Genomic DNA, 16,233 nt, shown 5'->3' with positions numbered 1-16,233 from the left:
CGCGTCAGACTTTCCTTCTCATTCTTTCTTTTAGCCGTTTTTGTAATGACCATCCCCCTCCGTTCCGTGCGTTTGGCCTTGCCCATTTCCAGCTTGCTATGGCTGGCGGCCTGTGGGTCGAACAATTCCACGGACCAAACCGCTGCGGCTTCGTCTGCCAATGCCGACTCTACTAAAACTACCACGACCATGCCCGTTTCCGCCCCTTTCGGTAAAAGTGCCGATGGCACCGAGGTGCAGCTCTTCACGCTTCGCAACGCCAGCGGAGCTAAAGCCACCATCACCAATTTTGGCGGCATTCTGACCAGTCTCATGGTGCCCGACAAGGACGGCAAGATGGGCGACGTGGTGCTGGGATTCGACAATGTGAGTGGCTACCAGAGTGCGGAGTACCTGAAGTCGGGCCCCTACTTCGGAGCGCTGATTGGCCGCTACGGCAACCGCATCAAGGGCGGCAAATTCACCTTGGATGGAAAGACCTACACCCTCGCCAAAAACAACGGCCCGAATACGCTGCACGGCGGCAAAGTGGGCTTCGACAAAGTAATTTGGCAGGCCGAGCCGGGCACGTCGGCCGACGGCCAAAGCCTCAAGCTGACCTACCTGAGCAAAGACGGCGAAGAAGGTTACCCCGGCAACCTGAACGTGACCGTGGTATACACCCTCACCAACGACAACGCCCTCAAGATTGACTACACGGCCACGACCGACAAGGCCACGCCCATCAACCTTACCAACCACGCCTACTTCAATCTGAACCACGGCGCCGGCAAGGACATCCTAGGACACGAAGTAACCATCCCCGCCGACCGGTACACCGTGGTAGATGCCACGCTGATTCCGACCGGCGAACTGCGCCCGGTGAAGGGCACGCCCTTTGACTTCACCACGCCCCACGCCATCGGCGAGCGCATTGCGCAGGTGCCCGGCGGCTATGACCACAACTGGGTGCTAAACGGCGAAGGCAAGCAGCACGCTGCGGCCACCGTGTACGAGCCCGTGAGTGGCCGCACCATGGAAGTGACCACTGACGAGCCCGGCATCCAGTTCTACACCGGCAACTTCCTCGACGGTACCCTCACCGGCAAGGGCGGCACCACCTACGGCAAGCATGCCGGCTTCTGCCTCGAAACCCAGCACTTCCCCGACTCGCCCAACCAGCCCAAGTTCCCCAACACGGTGCTGAAACCGGGCGAGACCTTCCAGTCTACCAGCATCTACAAGTTTGGTGTACGGAAATAGAAAATTTTCTTATGCCTGCTTAGGTCCTCAAAAGAGAGCCTGAGCAGGTATGATAACTTGAAATTGTAACAATAACTATCAACTATCGTGGAACAACAATCCGCCACTCCTGCCTTCGTTATTGGTGTTGACTATGGCACCGATTCGGTGCGTGCCGTGCTGATAGACGCCCACAACGGCGCCGAAATAGCCCAGGCCGTACACAACTATGCCCGCTGGAAAACCCTGCAATTCTGCAACGCGGCCCGCAACCAGTTTCGCCAGCACCCACTCGACTACATCGAGGGCCTGGAGGCCGTGGTGCGTCAGGTAGCCCAGCAGGTGCCTGCCACCCAGATTCTGGGTTTGGCCGTGGACACTACGGGCTCGACGCCGGGCGCCGTGAACGAGCAAGGCGTAGCCTTGGCCCTCACACCTGGCTTCGAAAACAACCCCAACGCCATGTTTGTGCTCTGGAAAGACCACACGGCCCTGGACGAAGCCGCTGAAATCAACCACAAAGCCCGCACCTGGGGCGGCGAAGACTACACCAAGTTTGAGGGCGGCATCTACTCTTCGGAGTGGTTCTGGGCCAAAATCATGCACGTGGTGCGCGAAGACGAAGCCGTGGCCCAGGCTGCCCACTCCTGGATGGAGCACTGCGACTGGCTCACCCTGATGCTCACCGGCGGCGACCTCGCCAGCTTCAAGCGCAGCCGCTGCGCCGCGGGCCACAAGGCCATGTGGCACGAGAGCTGGGGCGGCTTGCCCTCCGAGGAATTCCTGACGCACCTCGAGCCCCGGCTGGCCGGCCTGCGCGAAAACCTCTTCCAGCAAACCTACACGGCCGACGAAGTAGCTGGTCGCCTCTCCGAGGAGTGGGCCCAGCGCCTTGGCCTGACCACCGACACGGTGGTAGCCGTGGGCTCGTTCGACGCCCACGCGGGTGCCGTGGCCGGTGAAATCGAAGCGTACTCCATGGTAAAGGTGATGGGCACCAGCACCTGCGACATTGTGGTGGCCCCCACCAACGAAGTGGGCAGCCACTTGGTAGCGGGCATTTGCGGGCAGGTGGATGGCTCGGTGATTCCGGGCATGCTCGGGCTCGAAGCTGGTCAGTCGGCCTTCGGCGATTTGCTGGCCTGGTTCCGCCAGATGCTGGAGTGGCCCCTGCACAACGTGCTTCCCAATTCCAAGGTGCTGACGCCGGAACTGCAGGCCGCCCTGCGCGAGGAGATGAGCAACACCCTGTTGGTGCAGCTCAGCGAAGCTGCCGCGGCCGTGGACCCCGCCGAGTCGTCGGTGCTGGCCCTGGACTGGGTAAACGGTCGCCGCACACCGGACGCTAACCAAGCCCTGAAAGGTGCCATCATGAACCTCACCATGGGCACGAGTGCGCCGCAGGTTTTCCGGGCGCTGGTGGAAGCCATCTGCTACGGCTCGAAGCAAATTGTGGAGCGGTTTGAGCAGGAGGGCATTCCTATCAAACAGGTAATTGGCATTGGCGGCGTGGCCAAGAAGTCACAGTTTGTGATGCAGACCTTGGCTGATGTGCTGAACCGTCCCATCAAAATTGCCACTTCGGAGCAGGCGCCCGCGCTGGGCTCAGCCATGTATGCGGCCGTAGCGGCCGGCATTCACCCCGACGTGTTGACCGCCCAAAAAGCCATGGGCAGCGGCTTTGCCGAGTCCTACACGCCTAACCCGGCCCGGGTGGCCGACTACCAGGCCCGCTACGAGCAATACCAGGCCTTCGGACAATTTGTAGAAACGACCACCTTGGGCGGCGAGAAATCAGCCAAAGAGAATTCTGAAACTGCTCACGCTTAAATCTGATTCAGAACGTCATGCTGAGCTTAGCCGAAGCATGACGTTCAAGATTTATAATTAATACTTATGAGCCAATACCAAGACCTAAAGCGCGAGTGCTACGAAGCCAACATGCAGCTTCCCAAGCTGGGGCTGGTGCTCTTCACCTTCGGCAACGCCAGCGTAGTCGACCGAGAGAAAGGCGTGTTTGCCATCAAGCCCAGCGGCGTACCGTATGACTCGCTGAAGCCCGAGGATATTGTGGTTCTGGACTTCGCCAACCACGTGCTGGAAGGGGAGAAGCGCCCCTCCTCCGACACCAAAACCCACGCCGTGCTCTATAGCCACTGGGACCACATTGGTGGCATTGTGCACACGCACTCCACTTACGCTACTTCGTGGGCCCAAGCTCAGCTTGACATTCCGATTCTGGGCACGACCCACGCTGACCACCTCACTGCCGACATTCCCTGCGCGCCGCCCATGGACGACGCCATGATTGCCGGCGACTACGAGCACCAAACCGGCTGGCAAATTCTCAACGAGTTTCAGCGCCGCGGCCTCTCGCCCACGGAGGTGGAAATGGTGCTGCTGGCCAACCACGCTCCCTTCACCTGGGGCAAAACCGTCGCAAAAGCTGTGTACAACAGCGCCGTACTCGAAGAGGTAGCCCGCATGGCCTACCTCAGCTGCACGCTGCGCCCCAGTGTGCCGCGCCTGAAAGACGCCTTAATTCGGAAGCACTACGAGCGCAAGCACGGGGTGAATTCCTACTACGGGCAGTCGTAGTACTTTCTTTTATTTTGTCAAATTAGATTAACGATTGTGTAAGCCTCGGCTTCGCTTAATTCCACCCTTCCATGATTGACACTTCCCACTACGAAGCCTGGTTTATTACTGGCAGCCAGCACCTCTACGGCCCCGAAACCCTCGAGCAGGTAGCCCAGCACTCGCAGCAGATTGCCGCCGAGCTCGGCACCAATCTGCCCATTAAGATTGTGTATAAGCCGGTGCTCACGGGCCCGCAGGAAATTTACAAGCTTATGCAGGAGGCCAACACCGCCGAAAACTGCGTGGGCCTGATTGCCTGGATGCACACGTTTTCTCCCGCGAAAATGTGGATAAACGGCCTGAAAATCCTGCAAAAGCCTTTGGCGCATTTGCACACCCAGTTCAACCGCGACATTCCGTGGGCGGACATTGACATGGACTTCATGAACACCAACCAATCGGCGCACGGCGACCGGGAGTTTGGCTTCATAGGTACTCGCATGCGGCTCAATCGTAAAGTGGTAGTGGGCCACTGGCAGAGCACCGCAGTGCAGGAAAGCCTGAGCGTGTGGTCCAGAGTGGCCAGCGCCTGGGCCGACTGGCAGGGTGCCAAGTTCATCCGCTTCGGCGACAACATGCGCTACGTAGCCGTAACCGAAGGCGACAAAGTAGAAGCTGAAATCAAATTTGGCTACTCGGTGAACACCTACGGCATTGGCGACTTGGTGGCAGTTATCAACCAGGTGAGCGACGAGCAGGTAAACGAGCTGATGGCCACCTACGAGCAGGAATACGAGCTGGCTGATGGACTTAAAGACGGCGGCGACCAGCGTGAGAGCCTGCGCGAAGCGGCCCGCATCGAAGCCGGCATGCGCAAATTTCTGCAGGACACCGGCGCCAAAGGCTTCACCGACACTTTTGAGGATTTGCACGGCATGGCCCAATTGCCCGGCATCGCCACGCAGCGCCTCATGGCCGAGGGCTACGGCTTCGGCGGCGAGGGCGACTGGAAAACGTCGGCCCTGGTGCGCGCCATGAAGGTGATGGGTGCCGGCATGCCCGGCGGCAACTCTTTCATGGAGGACTACACCTACCACTTTGCGCCTGGCAACGAGCAGGTGCTCGGTTCGCACATGCTGGAAATCTGCCCTACCATTTCGGAAGGCAAGGTGAAGTGCGAAGTGCACCCGCTGGGCATCGGCGGCAAAGCCGACCCCGTGCGCCTAGTGTTCAACTGCCCAGCCGGCCCGGCCCTTAACGCGACCATTGTGGACCTCGGCAACCGCTTCCGCATGATTGTGAACGAGGTGGAAGCCGTAGCCCCTGAGCACGACCTGCCCAAGCTGCCTGTGGCCCGCGTGCTCTGGAAAGTAAAGCCCAACCTCGCCACCGGCGCAGCCGCCTGGATACTGGCCGGCGGTGCCCACCACACCGGCTACAGCCAAAACCTGACGGCTGAGTACCTGGAAGACTTCGCCGAAATGGCCGGTATCGAATACGTACTGATTGACGACGACACCAAGCTGCGCACGTTCAAAAACGAGCTGCGGTATAACGAAGTGGCCTTCCGCGGCTAAGCCTTTGTGTTTAAAAAGAACGTCATGCTGAGCTCGCCGAAGCATCCCTACCGCTTCGTTGAGCCGATTAAGTAAGTGAAGCAGTAGATATGCTTCGGCAAGCTCAGCTGACGTTTTGATTAGTTACCAATAAATTCAGCAAACCCCTCCTGCAACCCCCTGCATGCGCAATCAATTAACCCCGCTTGACATAGCGGTTTTCATGCTATACCTGGTCGGCGTGACGGCTTATGGCTATTACATCTACCAGAGCAAGAAAAAGGGCGAACAAAGCACGAAAGATTACTTTTTGGCCGAAGGGTCATTGACGTGGTGGGCCATTGGCGCCTCCATGATTGCCTCTAACATCTCGGCCGAGCAGTTTATCGGCATGTCGGGTTCGGGCTTTAAGGTGGGCGTGGCCGTGGCGGCCTACGAATGGGTGGCGGCCATTGTGCTCATCATCGTGGCGGTGTTCTTCATGCCGGTATTCCTGAAGGAGAAAATCTTCACGATGCCGCAGTTCCTGGAGCAGCGCTACAACTCCACGTTGAGCCTGATTATGAGCATTTTCTGGCTATTCCTTTACGTGTTGGTCAACCTGACGTCTATCCTTTATCTCGGCGCGCTGGCGCTGAGTAACCTGGTGGGCGGCGACACTTTTCACGTCATCATTGTGCTACTGGCCCTCTTCTCTATCCTCATTTCCATTGGCGGCATGAAGGTAGTGGGCTACACCGACGTGGTGCAGGTGGTGGTGCTAGTAGTAGGCGGCTTGGTGACGACCTACATCGCCCTGAGCCTGGTGAGCGACAAGTTTGGCCTGGGCGGCGGTGCCATCTCCGGCTTCAATGCCCTGATGAGCAAGGCGCCCGACCACTTCCACATGATATTCCCGAAGCCCACGGCCAATACCCCACAGGTGGACGTGGATAAGTACCTGTCGCTGCCCGGCATTGCGATGTACTTGGCTGGCCAGTGGATTGTGAACCTCAACTACTGGGGTTGCAACCAGTACATCACCCAGCGGGCCCTGGGCGCCGACTTGCACACGGCCCGCACCGGCATTTTGTTTGCGGCCATTCTCAAGCTTATGATGCCCGTGATTGTGATGCTGCCCGGCATTGCGGCCTACGTGCTTTACAAAAACGGCAGCCTGCAGGCCGAAATGTCGTCCACCGGCTCGTTCAATTCTGACAACGCCTATTCCGCCATCCTCACCTTCCTGCCGAATGGCTTAAAAGGCCTGAGCATGGCTGCCCTCACGGCCGCCATCGTGGCCTCCATGGCGGGCAAGGTGAACTCCATCTCGACCATCTTTACCCTCGACATCTACAAGCGCTACCTCAACACCGAAGCGACTGAGAAGAAGCAGGTGTGGGTAGGCCGCCTCACCATCTTGGCGTCTGTGGTTATCAGCGTTGCCCTGACTTGGAAAGACCTGCTCGGTATTGGCGGCGAGGGTGGCTTCCAGTTCATTCAGAAATACACGGGCTTCATCTCGCCCGGCATTCTGGCCATCTTCCTGCTGGGACTGTTTTGGAAGCGTACTACCGCCACCGCGGCCATTGTGGGTGTGCTGGCGGGCTTCGTGATGTCGGTGTTCTTCAACAACTACGCCCCATCCGTGCTCGGAAATGAAACGCTGCTCTACACGGCCTTCCCTAACGGCCGCGGCGCTTACGAAATCCCGTTCCTGATATGCATGGGCTTGTCGTTTGCTATCACCATGCTGCTGATGGTAGCCATTAGCCTGGCTGGCCCAAGGGTTAGCGCCAAGGCCATTGAGCTGCAGCCCGGCCTGTTCCGCGTGAGCCGGCAAACGCTGGTGCTCATCGTTATTATACTACTGCTCCTCACGGCGCTCTACACCAAGTTCTGGTAATTATCAGAACGATTAATAACAGAACGGCATTCAGAGCGCAGCAAAGCATCTCTACTGCGCTGGTAATCCAATTGGCTCAACAAAGCGGCTGCGGTGCTTCAACTGCGCTCAGTTATGATGTTCAATTTAACTTAAAAACAGACCATTGATATTCTCGCTCATGACTATTAAACCCGCCCTTCGGTTTTCCGCTCTGGCCCTACTGGGCCTGCTGCCCGGCCCGGCTGCGTATGCGCAGTCGGCCCCGGCCACCATCACCGTGCAGGTGAACAAGCCCGGCGACGCCGTGTCGAAAAACATGTACGGCCTCTTTTTTGAGGACATCAACTTCGCGGCCGATGGCGGCCTGTACCCCGAACTGGTGAAAAACAAGTCGTTCGAAACCGACGACCACCTCATCGGCTGGAAGGCCATCCGCGGTGCAGCCGGGTTCGAAAGCTACCTGGTATCGAGCGACCGGCCCATCAGCAACGCCAACAACCACTTCCTGCGTCTTAACGTGAGAAAAGCTGGCCCCGACGCCGCTTTCGTGAACGAAGGCTTCCGCGGTATGGGCGTGAAGGAAGGGGCAGAGTATACTTTGTCGTTTTTCGCCCGGCGTGGCCCCGGCAACGTTAGTGGCGTTACCGCGACGCTGGAAGAACCTGGTCGCGGCCAGGGTCCCGAAACGGCAGCTACAGGCAAGTCCCTGGCTCAGGCTCAGATTACGGGCCTCACCAACGAGTGGAAAAAGTACAGCGTAGTGATAAAGCCCTCGGCCACCGTTGCCAAAGCCCGTTTGAAGCTGGCAGTGGAAGGCAACGGCTCGCTTGACATCGACGTGGTATCGTTGTTCCCAAAGGACACCTACATGAACCGCGAAAACGGCCTGCGCCCCGACCTTGTGCAACTGCTCAAGGACATGAAGCCGGGCTTCCTGCGTTTCCCGGGCGGCTGCATTGTGGAGGGCCGCACCCTAGCCCAGCGCTACCAGTGGAAGGAAACCATCGGCGACGTGGCTTCGCGCCGCCCGCTGGTGAACCGCTGGAATACTGAGTTTCTCCACAAGTTTACGCCCGACTACTACCAGTCGTTTGGCCTGGGCTTTTTTGAGTATTTCCAACTGTCGGAAGACATCGGCGCCGAGCCACTGCCGATTCTGAACGTGGGCATGGCCTGCCAGTTCAACTCGGCCGAACTGGCGCCCATCAGCGCGGCCAAAGGCCCGAATGCGGCCGGCCACGACGCCGCCGGCCACGAGGATGAGCCCACCCTGGAAACCTTTATTCAGGACGCCCTGGATTTGATTGAGTTCGCCAACGGCCCGGCCAACAGCACCTGGGGCGCCAAGCGCGTGGCCATGGGCCACGCCGCGCCCTTCAACATGAAGATGATTGGCATTGGCAACGAGCAGTGGGGCCCGCAGTACCTGGAGCGCTACGAGCCCTTTGCTAAAGCCGTGAAGGCGAAGTACCCCAACATGCAAATTGTGTCGAGCGTGGGCCCTTCGCCAGATGGTGAAAATTTCGACAAAGCCACGCTGAAAATGCGCGAGTTAAAGGCGGAGTTCATCGACGAGCACTACTATGCCAAGCCCGAGTGGTTCCGCCAGAATGCCGACCGCTACGACAAATACCCCCGCACCGGGCCCAAAATCTTCGCTGGCGAGTACGCCGCCCAGAGCGTGGCCATTGGCAGCCCCGACAACAAGAACAATTGGGACTGCGCCATCTCGGAAGCTGCCTTCATGACCGGCCTAGAGCGCAACGCCGGCGCCGTGGCCATGGCGTCCTACGCGCCCATGCTTGCCCACGTCGACGCCTGGCAGTGGACCCCTAACATGATTTGGTTTGACAACCTGACCTCCTACGGCACCGTGAACTACTACGTGCAGAAGCTCTATGCCCTGAACAAAGGCACCCGCGTGCTGCCCGTAGTAATGCCCGGCAAAGCCAAAAACGGCACCGACAACCTCTTCGCCAGCGCCGTGACCGATGCTCCTACCGGCGACGTCATTGTGAAGCTGGTGAACTACTCCACCTCGCCCCGTGCCGTGAAAGTGAACCTGGCAGGCGCTAAAAACGTGGGTAAAAACGGCAAGGCCTTCGTGATGGCCAGCGACGACCTCAATACCATGAACACTATACAGGAGCCTCAGAAGCTCACGCCGAAGGAAGAGACGTTCTCCGTATCGGGCTCGAATGTGAGCTACACGCTGGCGCCGAATTCCTTCACGGTGCTGCGCATCCCAGCCAAGCGCTAAATGAAAGGGGAGCAGCCACTGGCTGCTCCCCTTTTTTGGCTATATTTACACAATCGTTTGTGTAAACTTCCGGCTCTGCCTCTCCTTCAAAACCAATCGCTTGGCTCATGAAAAAATACGTTTATCGATTCATCGGAGTGGTTCAACTCATGGTGCTGCTGGGCCTTGGGGCCTGCAAGAAAGACGCGCCAGACAAGTTTGTGCCCAGCTCGCAGCCGCCCATTACGTCGGGGCCCTTCGACATTAACAGCATTAAAGACACATACCCCGACGAGGCGCCGATGGCCAACTATCATAGGTGGGGGCCCTACAACGTGCACGACCCGGCCATCATCAAGGCGGACGACTATTACTATTCCTACAGCACCGACGTGGGCTACGGCATTTCGGATGCGGCCCTTACGCCGGGCCTGCAAGTGCGCCGCTCCCGAGACCTGATTCAATGGGAGTATGTAGGCTGGGTGTTTTCGACCCCGCCTCCGCTGGGAAGCGCCCTCATCCGGCAGGCTGGGGGCGTGCCCAACCGCCTGCTGTGGGCACCCTGTGTGGTGAAGGTGAACAACGAGTACCGGTTGTACTACTCGCTGGCCTCCGACGTGTTCAAGCTGAGTGTTATTGGGCTGGCCACGGCTACCTCGCCAACGGGTCCCTGGACGGAGCGCGGCGTGGTGGTGAGTTCCAGTAATCTGCCGTCGACGCCGGTTACCAACGCCATTGACCCCACGGTTATTATCGACCAGCAGGGGCGGCACCACATGTACTACGGCTCGGCGTTCGACGGCATTTATATTCTGGAGCTGGACCCGGCCACGGGCATGTCTCAAAACCCCGGGCAGCGCGGCCGGCGCATTGCGCAGCGCGCCTTCACCGGCAACACGATTAACGGCAACATCGAGGCCCCGGACATCATCTACAACCGCGAGCAGAACAAGTACTACCTGTTCATTTCCTACGATTGGCTTTTCACCAAATACAACGTGCGGGTGGGCCGCTCTGCTTCGCCCACCGGCCCCTTCCTGGATTATAATGGCCGGGACGTTAACCTGGCGCAGGACGACGGCCCCATGATTCTGGCCCCGTACCGGTTTTCGGGGCACGGCGGCTGGCAGGGCACGGCCCACAGCACTGCGTTTGAGAACAACGGCCAGTATTACATGGCCCACCAGGGCCGGCCAGGTGTCGATGCCTTTTACATGGTCATGCACGTGCGCAAAATGTTCTGGACCCCGGACGGCTGGCCGGTGGTGTCGCCCGAGCGCTATGCCGGCGAAGACAACACTGCCTCGCCCCAGGCTGACCTGGTGGGCGACTGGGAACATATCAAGCTGGATTACCGGGTAACGCCGGGCTTCGCCAACGAGCAAACCAGGCCCGATTTCCAGGTGAGCACGCCGCTCTCGCTGGCCGCTAACGGCACGTTCAACGGCAACGCGGCCAACACCTGGACCTACGCCGCCCCCTGGCTGGAAATGCGCTACAGCAACGGCGTAATTGATAAGCTGTACGTGCAGAAAGGCCGCGACTGGGAAAACAGGAGGCCTACCATCATTTTCACGGGCCTGAACAACGCAGGCGTGGCCATGTGGGGTAAGAAAAAGTAGTTAACCGCCGATAACGATGCCTTCGTCCTTTCGCCGAAACGCCCTCGCATTACTGCTGCTTAGCGGCCTGGGCAGCTCGCCGGTAGCAGCCCAAAAAGCCGCGCCTAAAAACAATTTTCACCAGTGGGCCGCCACGCCGCCCATGGGCTGGAACAGCTGGGATTGCTATGGCCCCACCGTGACCGAGGACGAGGTGAAAGCCAACGCCGACTACATGGCCAAAAACCTCAAAAGCAGCGGTTGGAAATACGTGGTGGTGGACATTCGCTGGTACGTGGGCAACGACACGGCCCACGGCTACAACGAAAAAGACCCGGACTTCAACCTCGACGCCTTTGGCCGTTTCGTGCCTGCCGTGAACCGGTTTCCCTCGGCGGCGGGCGGCAAGGGCTTCAAGCCGCTGGCCGACTACATGCACGCCAAGGGCCTGAAATTCGGCATTCATATCATGCGGGGTGTGCCCGTGGTGGCGGTGCAGCGCAAGCTGCCCATCCTCGGCAGCAAGGCTACGGCCGCTGACATCTACAGCAAGGAAGACCAGGCTGGCTGGCTGCGCGACATGTACACGGTGGTGGCCGGCCGCCCCGGGGCGCAGGAATACTACGATTCGCTGTTCAAGCTCTACGCTTCGTGGGGCGTAGATTTTGTTAAGGTCGACGACCTGTCCTCGCCCTACCACGCGCCGGAAGTGGAGATGATTCGCAAGGCCATCGACCGTTCGGGCCGTAAAATCGTGCTCAGCACCTCGCCCGGCGAAACGCCCATTGCCCAGGCCAAACACGTGGCGGCCCACGCCAACATGTGGCGCACTGTGGGCGATTTCTGGGATAGCTGGGAGCAGTTGAAGGAACACTTCGACGTGTGCGAGCGCTGGGCGCCCTACATCAACCCCGGCGCCTGGCCCGATGCAGACATGCTGCCCCTGGGCCGCCTGGGCATCCGGGCCGAGCGGGGCGACGACCGCATGACCCGCTTCACCCGCGACGAGCAAGTCACGCTGATGACGCTGTGGAGCATCTTCCGCTCGCCGCTGATGTTTGGCGGCGACCTGCCCAGCAACGACGCCTTCACGCTGAGCTTGCTCACCAACAAAAACGTGCTGGCCGTGCACCACAACAGCACCCGCAACCGCCAGCTTTTCCGCCGCGATAACCTTGTGGCCTGGACCGCCGACGACCCCGCCACCGGCGACAAATTCCTGGCCCTCTTCAATGCCCAGGACCAGGAACTGGCCCCCGAAAACGAAGCTGCCTGGGCCAGCGGCCCCATCACCCGCAAAACTCCTGGCCAAAGCAAACCTGCCAACATCGACATCACCGGCGCCACCAAGCTCTACCTGAACGTGCGCAACGGCGGCGATGACATTGCCTGGGACCACGCCGACTGGTTGAACCCCATACTGACCGGCCCCGACGGCAAAGCGACTTTGCTAACCACCATTCCCTGGAAAAACGCCAGCGCCGGCTGGGGCAAAGCCACCGTCAACAAAAGCGTATCGGGTGCCGACTTGCTGGTGGGAGGGAAGAAGTACGACGCCGGCATCGGCACGCATTCCAACTCCATTATCGAGTACGATTTGCCGGCCGGTTACACGCGCTTCACGACCACTGTGGGCCTCGACAATGCCGGCGCGGCACAGAACACCGGCGGCACGCTCAGCTTCCTGGTATTCACCAAAAACCCGTATCGCCCCGCACCCGCCGATTCTGTGCGCGTGCCGGTGTCGCTGAAGGAACTGGGCGTGACCGCCGGGGCCACCGTGCAGGACTTGTGGACGGGCCAGAAGCTGGGGGAGTTCTCCAGCGAGTTTGCGCCTTACATCCGGCGACACGGGGCCAAGCTGTATCGCATTTCCAGCATTAAGTCTATTAAAAAGTAGCCCTCGGTGACAGCTGTTGCGGCCTAAAATAATTCCTGATTTTCCAGTTCAGCATGAATACAAGTTTGCAAATAATACTGCTGGGAATCAGCTGCTTGGCTACGGCTTGCCAGAAAGACAAGCCCACGCCGTTTGTGCCGACAGTCGTGACGCCCATCGTGTTTCGCAACCCGATTGTTACGTCCAAATTCACGGCCGACCCCGCAGCGTTGGTGCACAACGGCCGCATGTACGTCTACGCGGGGCACGACGAGGCCACCACGAGCCAAAACCAGTACGTGATGAACGAGTGGCTATGCTACTCCTCGGCTGACCTAGCCACTTGGACCGAACACCCCGTGCCCCTGCGCGTGACCGACTTCAGCTGGGCCCGCGCCGATGCCTGGGCCTCGCAGATAATTGAGCGCAACGGCAAGTTCTACTGGTACGCCACCGTCGACCATCGCACCGTGCCGGGCAAGGCCATTGGGGTAGCGGTATCCAATACCCCCACCGGACCCTTTGTGGATGCCCGCAGCACGGCCCTGGTCACCAATGCCATGACCACCGCCGTCAGCAGCTTTTTCGACGACATCGACCCCACCGTGTTGATAGACGATACGGGCCAGGCCTACCTGTACTGGGGCAACACCGCGTGCTATTACGCCAAGCTCAAAGCCAACATGACTGAGCTCGATGGGCCCATCCAGACCATCAGCCTGCCCCGGTTCACGGAAGCCCCTTGGGTGCACAAGCGCGGCAAATGGTACTACCTCTCCTACGCCACCGAGTTTCCGGAGAAAATTGCCTACGCCATGAGCCGAAGCCCCGAGGGGCCTTGGCAGTACAAGGGCATCCTGAACGAACTGGCCACCAACTCCACCACCAACCACCAAGCCTTGCTCGACTTCAAAGGCAAGTGGTATTTTGTGTATCACAACGGCGCTCTACCCTCGGGCGGCAACTTCCGGCGCTCGGTCAGCATCGATTACCTGAACTACAACGCCGACAGCACCCTTCAAAAAGTAGTGATGACGCCCCAAGGCGTGGACCCTGCGCCATAAGCATAAAGAGTTTCACCCTCTGCGAAACTCCTTTCTCCTCCTTTCATAAACGCTATGCAAAATATTATCCCTGGCAATTCCATCAGTACAACCATGAAGACCTTCCTATCCACCATGCTGGCTGCCGCCCTGCTGAGCCCTGCGGCCGGTGCCCAGTCCGTCAAGCGCAGCGACTACCCCATCCAGGGAGTGCCCTTCACCAAGGTGACGCTGACTGACAACTTCTGGCAGCCGCGCCTCAAAACCAATACGGCCGTCACCATTCCGGCCTCCTTCCAGCGCTGCGAGGCCACCAACCGGGTGAAGAACTTCGAGATGGCCGCCGCTAAATCGGGCAAATTTGCCACTGTGTTTGCCTTCGACGACACCGATATCTACAAACCCTGGAAGGGGCCGCTTACTCGCTCAGCCTGTATCCCGACAAGGAGCTGGAAGCGTACCTCGACGTGCTGATTGACAAAGTGGGCAAGGCTCAGGAGCCCGACGGCTACCTCTACACGGCCCGCACCATCGACCCGGCCAACCCGCACCCCTGGGCCGGGCCGACTCGCTGGGTTAACGAGCGCGAGATGAGCCACGAGCTCTATAATTCCGGCCACCTCTACGAAGCCGCCGTGGCCCACCGCCAGGCCACTAGAAAGAAAAGTCTGCTCAACATCGCCCTGAAAAACGCCGACTTGGTGTGCTCGGTCTTCGGTCCTGGCAAGCGCAGCGTGGCGCCCGGCCACGAAATCGTGGAGATAGGCCTCGTGAAGCTCTACCGCGTAACCGGCAAGCCGGAATACCTGAGCACGGCCAAGTTTTTCGTGAATGCCCGCGGCCAGTACAAGGGCTACGACCCTAAGAGCCCTGACCCCTTCAATAATGGCTCGTATTGGCAGGACGACAAGCCCGTGGTAGACCAGAAGGAAGCCATTGGCCATGCCGTGCGCGCCGAATACCTCTACTCAGCCATGGCCGATGTTGCGGCCCTGACCAATGATAAGCAGCTGCTGGCTGCCGTGGACAGCATCTGGAGCAACATGGCCTCCAAGAAAATCTACGTGACGGGCGGCACCGGCGCCCTCCCCGGTGGCGAGCGGTTTGGCAAGAACTACGAGCTGCCCAACGCCACCGCCTACAACGAAACCTGCGCCTCGGTGGCCAACATCTACTGGAACCAGCGCATGTTTCAGCTGCACGGCCACGCCAAGTACGCCGACCTCATCGAGAAGGTACTCTACAACGGCCTGCTCTCGGGCGTGAGCCTCGATGGAAAATCGTTCTTCTACTCCAATGCCATGCAGATTAAGAACAGCACCAGCTTCCCGCAGACTGAGCCGGCTCGTGCAGGCTGGTTTGAGTGCTCGTGCTGCCCCACCAACCTGGCGCGGCTGTTTCCCTCGCTCCCCGGCTACGTCTACGGCCAAAATGGCAAGGACATTTACGTGAACCTCTTCGTGAGCGGCAGCGCCGACTTGGCTGTGCAGAACAAGCCCGTGCGCCTTACCCAAGCCAATAATTACCCTTGGAACGGCGACCTGAAATTCACCGTGAACCAGGCTTCGACTTCCGATTTTAACTTGCTAGTGCGCATTCCCGGTTGGGCCCGAGAAGAGGCCATCCCCTCGGATTTGTACCGCTTTGCCCAGCCTTCGAGCCAGCAAGTGGTTATCAAAGTGAACGGCAAACCGGTAAAGTATACCATGAAAAATGGTTACGCCGTGCTGGCCCGCAAGTGGAAGAAAAACGACGTGGTCGACATGAGTCTGCCCATGGAAACCCGCACCGTAGTAGCACACCCCAACGTGCGCGACAACGTGGGCAAAGTGGCCCTGCAGCGCGGCCCGGTCATCTACTGTGCCGAGTGGAAAGACAACGAAGGCAAAGCCAACAACATCATTGTGCCCAACGGCAGCACCTTCACTGCCGCCTTCAAGCCTGACGTGCTCAACGGCATCACCGAGCTCACCGCTACCGTACCCGTGGTGAAAATCGATGCGGCCAACAATACCATCAGCACAGTCAATCAAACCCTCACCGCCATTCCGTACTACGCCTGGGCTAACCGAGGCAAAGGCGAAATGACGGTGTGGTTTCCGCAGCAAGTGACTGATGTGGATTTGGTGACGCGGAAAGCCGAGGAAGTGACGCACGCTAAGTAAGACCTTAAGCGTCCGAGTAATCAGCATTCATAAAATAACGGTCATGCTGAGCTTGCCGAAGTATCTCTACTGAACGAAATCC

General features: G+C 59.2%; 11 protein-coding genes. All 11 read left to right on the top strand.

Annotation, left to right across the window (positions count from 1 at the left end; genetic code table 11):
- Positions 1–45 precede the first annotated feature (45 nt).
- The 11 genes from ACP7AJ_RS00165 to ACP7AJ_RS00115 all read left to right on the top strand — a co-directional run bounded on the left by ACP7AJ_RS00165 (position 46) and on the right by ACP7AJ_RS00115 (position 16,151).
- Positions 46–1,242: an aldose epimerase family protein gene (locus ACP7AJ_RS00165; protein ID WP_426058162.1), complete on the top strand. Its 1,197-nt coding sequence runs from the start codon at positions 46–48 to the stop codon at positions 1,240–1,242.
- Positions 1,243–1,329: 87 nt separating this feature from the next.
- Entirely contained in the window at positions 1,330–3,051 is a 1,722-nt protein-coding gene (locus ACP7AJ_RS00160) for a ribulokinase (RefSeq protein ID WP_426058161.1), read from the top strand.
- A 66-nt stretch (positions 3,052–3,117) separates the two neighbouring features.
- Positions 3,118–3,819 (top strand): L-ribulose-5-phosphate 4-epimerase, encoded by a 702-nt coding sequence (locus ACP7AJ_RS00155; RefSeq protein ID WP_426058160.1) that lies wholly within the window; start codon positions 3,118–3,120, stop codon positions 3,817–3,819.
- Positions 3,820–3,890: 71 nt separating this feature from the next.
- Entirely contained in the window at positions 3,891–5,378 is a 1,488-nt protein-coding gene (araA, locus tag ACP7AJ_RS00150) for an L-arabinose isomerase (protein WP_426058159.1), read from the top strand.
- Between the two features lie 202 nt (positions 5,379–5,580).
- A complete protein-coding gene (locus ACP7AJ_RS00145) occupies positions 5,581–7,242 on the top strand; it encodes a sodium:solute symporter family transporter (protein ID WP_426058158.1) in 1,662 nt (553 codons plus the stop codon).
- Between the two features lie 160 nt (positions 7,243–7,402).
- The gene (locus tag ACP7AJ_RS00140; protein WP_426058157.1) at positions 7,403–9,484 is read left to right on the top strand and encodes an alpha-L-arabinofuranosidase C-terminal domain-containing protein; all 2,082 of its coding nucleotides are present in this window, start codon (positions 7,403–7,405) and stop codon (positions 9,482–9,484) included.
- A gap of 107 nt (positions 9,485–9,591) precedes the next feature.
- Positions 9,592–11,085 carry an arabinan endo-1,5-alpha-L-arabinosidase gene (locus ACP7AJ_RS00135; RefSeq protein WP_426058156.1) on the top strand — a complete coding sequence of 498 codons (1,494 nt, stop codon included), beginning with the start codon at positions 9,592–9,594 and terminating at the stop codon, positions 11,083–11,085.
- A gap of 16 nt (positions 11,086–11,101) precedes the next feature.
- Complete coding sequence (locus tag ACP7AJ_RS00130) at positions 11,102–12,964, top strand: NPCBM/NEW2 domain-containing protein (protein WP_426058155.1); 1,863 nt, start codon at positions 11,102–11,104, stop codon at positions 12,962–12,964.
- Positions 12,965–13,017: 53 nt separating this feature from the next.
- Complete coding sequence (locus ACP7AJ_RS00125) at positions 13,018–14,007, top strand: glycoside hydrolase family 43 protein (protein WP_426058154.1); 990 nt, start codon at positions 13,018–13,020, stop codon at positions 14,005–14,007.
- A gap of 93 nt (positions 14,008–14,100) precedes the next feature.
- Positions 14,101–14,460 carry a beta-L-arabinofuranosidase domain-containing protein gene (locus tag ACP7AJ_RS00120; RefSeq protein ID WP_426058153.1) on the top strand — a complete coding sequence of 120 codons (360 nt, stop codon included), beginning with the start codon at positions 14,101–14,103 and terminating at the stop codon, positions 14,458–14,460.
- A complete protein-coding gene (locus ACP7AJ_RS00115; RefSeq protein WP_426058887.1) occupies positions 14,346–16,151 on the top strand; it encodes a glycoside hydrolase family 127 protein in 1,806 nt (601 codons plus the stop codon). Before ACP7AJ_RS00120 ends, ACP7AJ_RS00115 begins: the two co-directional genes overlap by 115 nt.
- The last annotated feature ends 82 nt before the right edge of the window (positions 16,152–16,233 follow it).

The sequence above is a fragment of the Hymenobacter sp. B1770 genome, from assembly GCF_049896385.1.
Lineage (GTDB): Bacteria > Bacteroidota > Bacteroidia > Cytophagales > Hymenobacteraceae > Hymenobacter.
The sequence above is the reverse complement of the archived record's forward strand: the minus strand, read 5'-3'. Positions and strand labels throughout refer to the sequence as shown.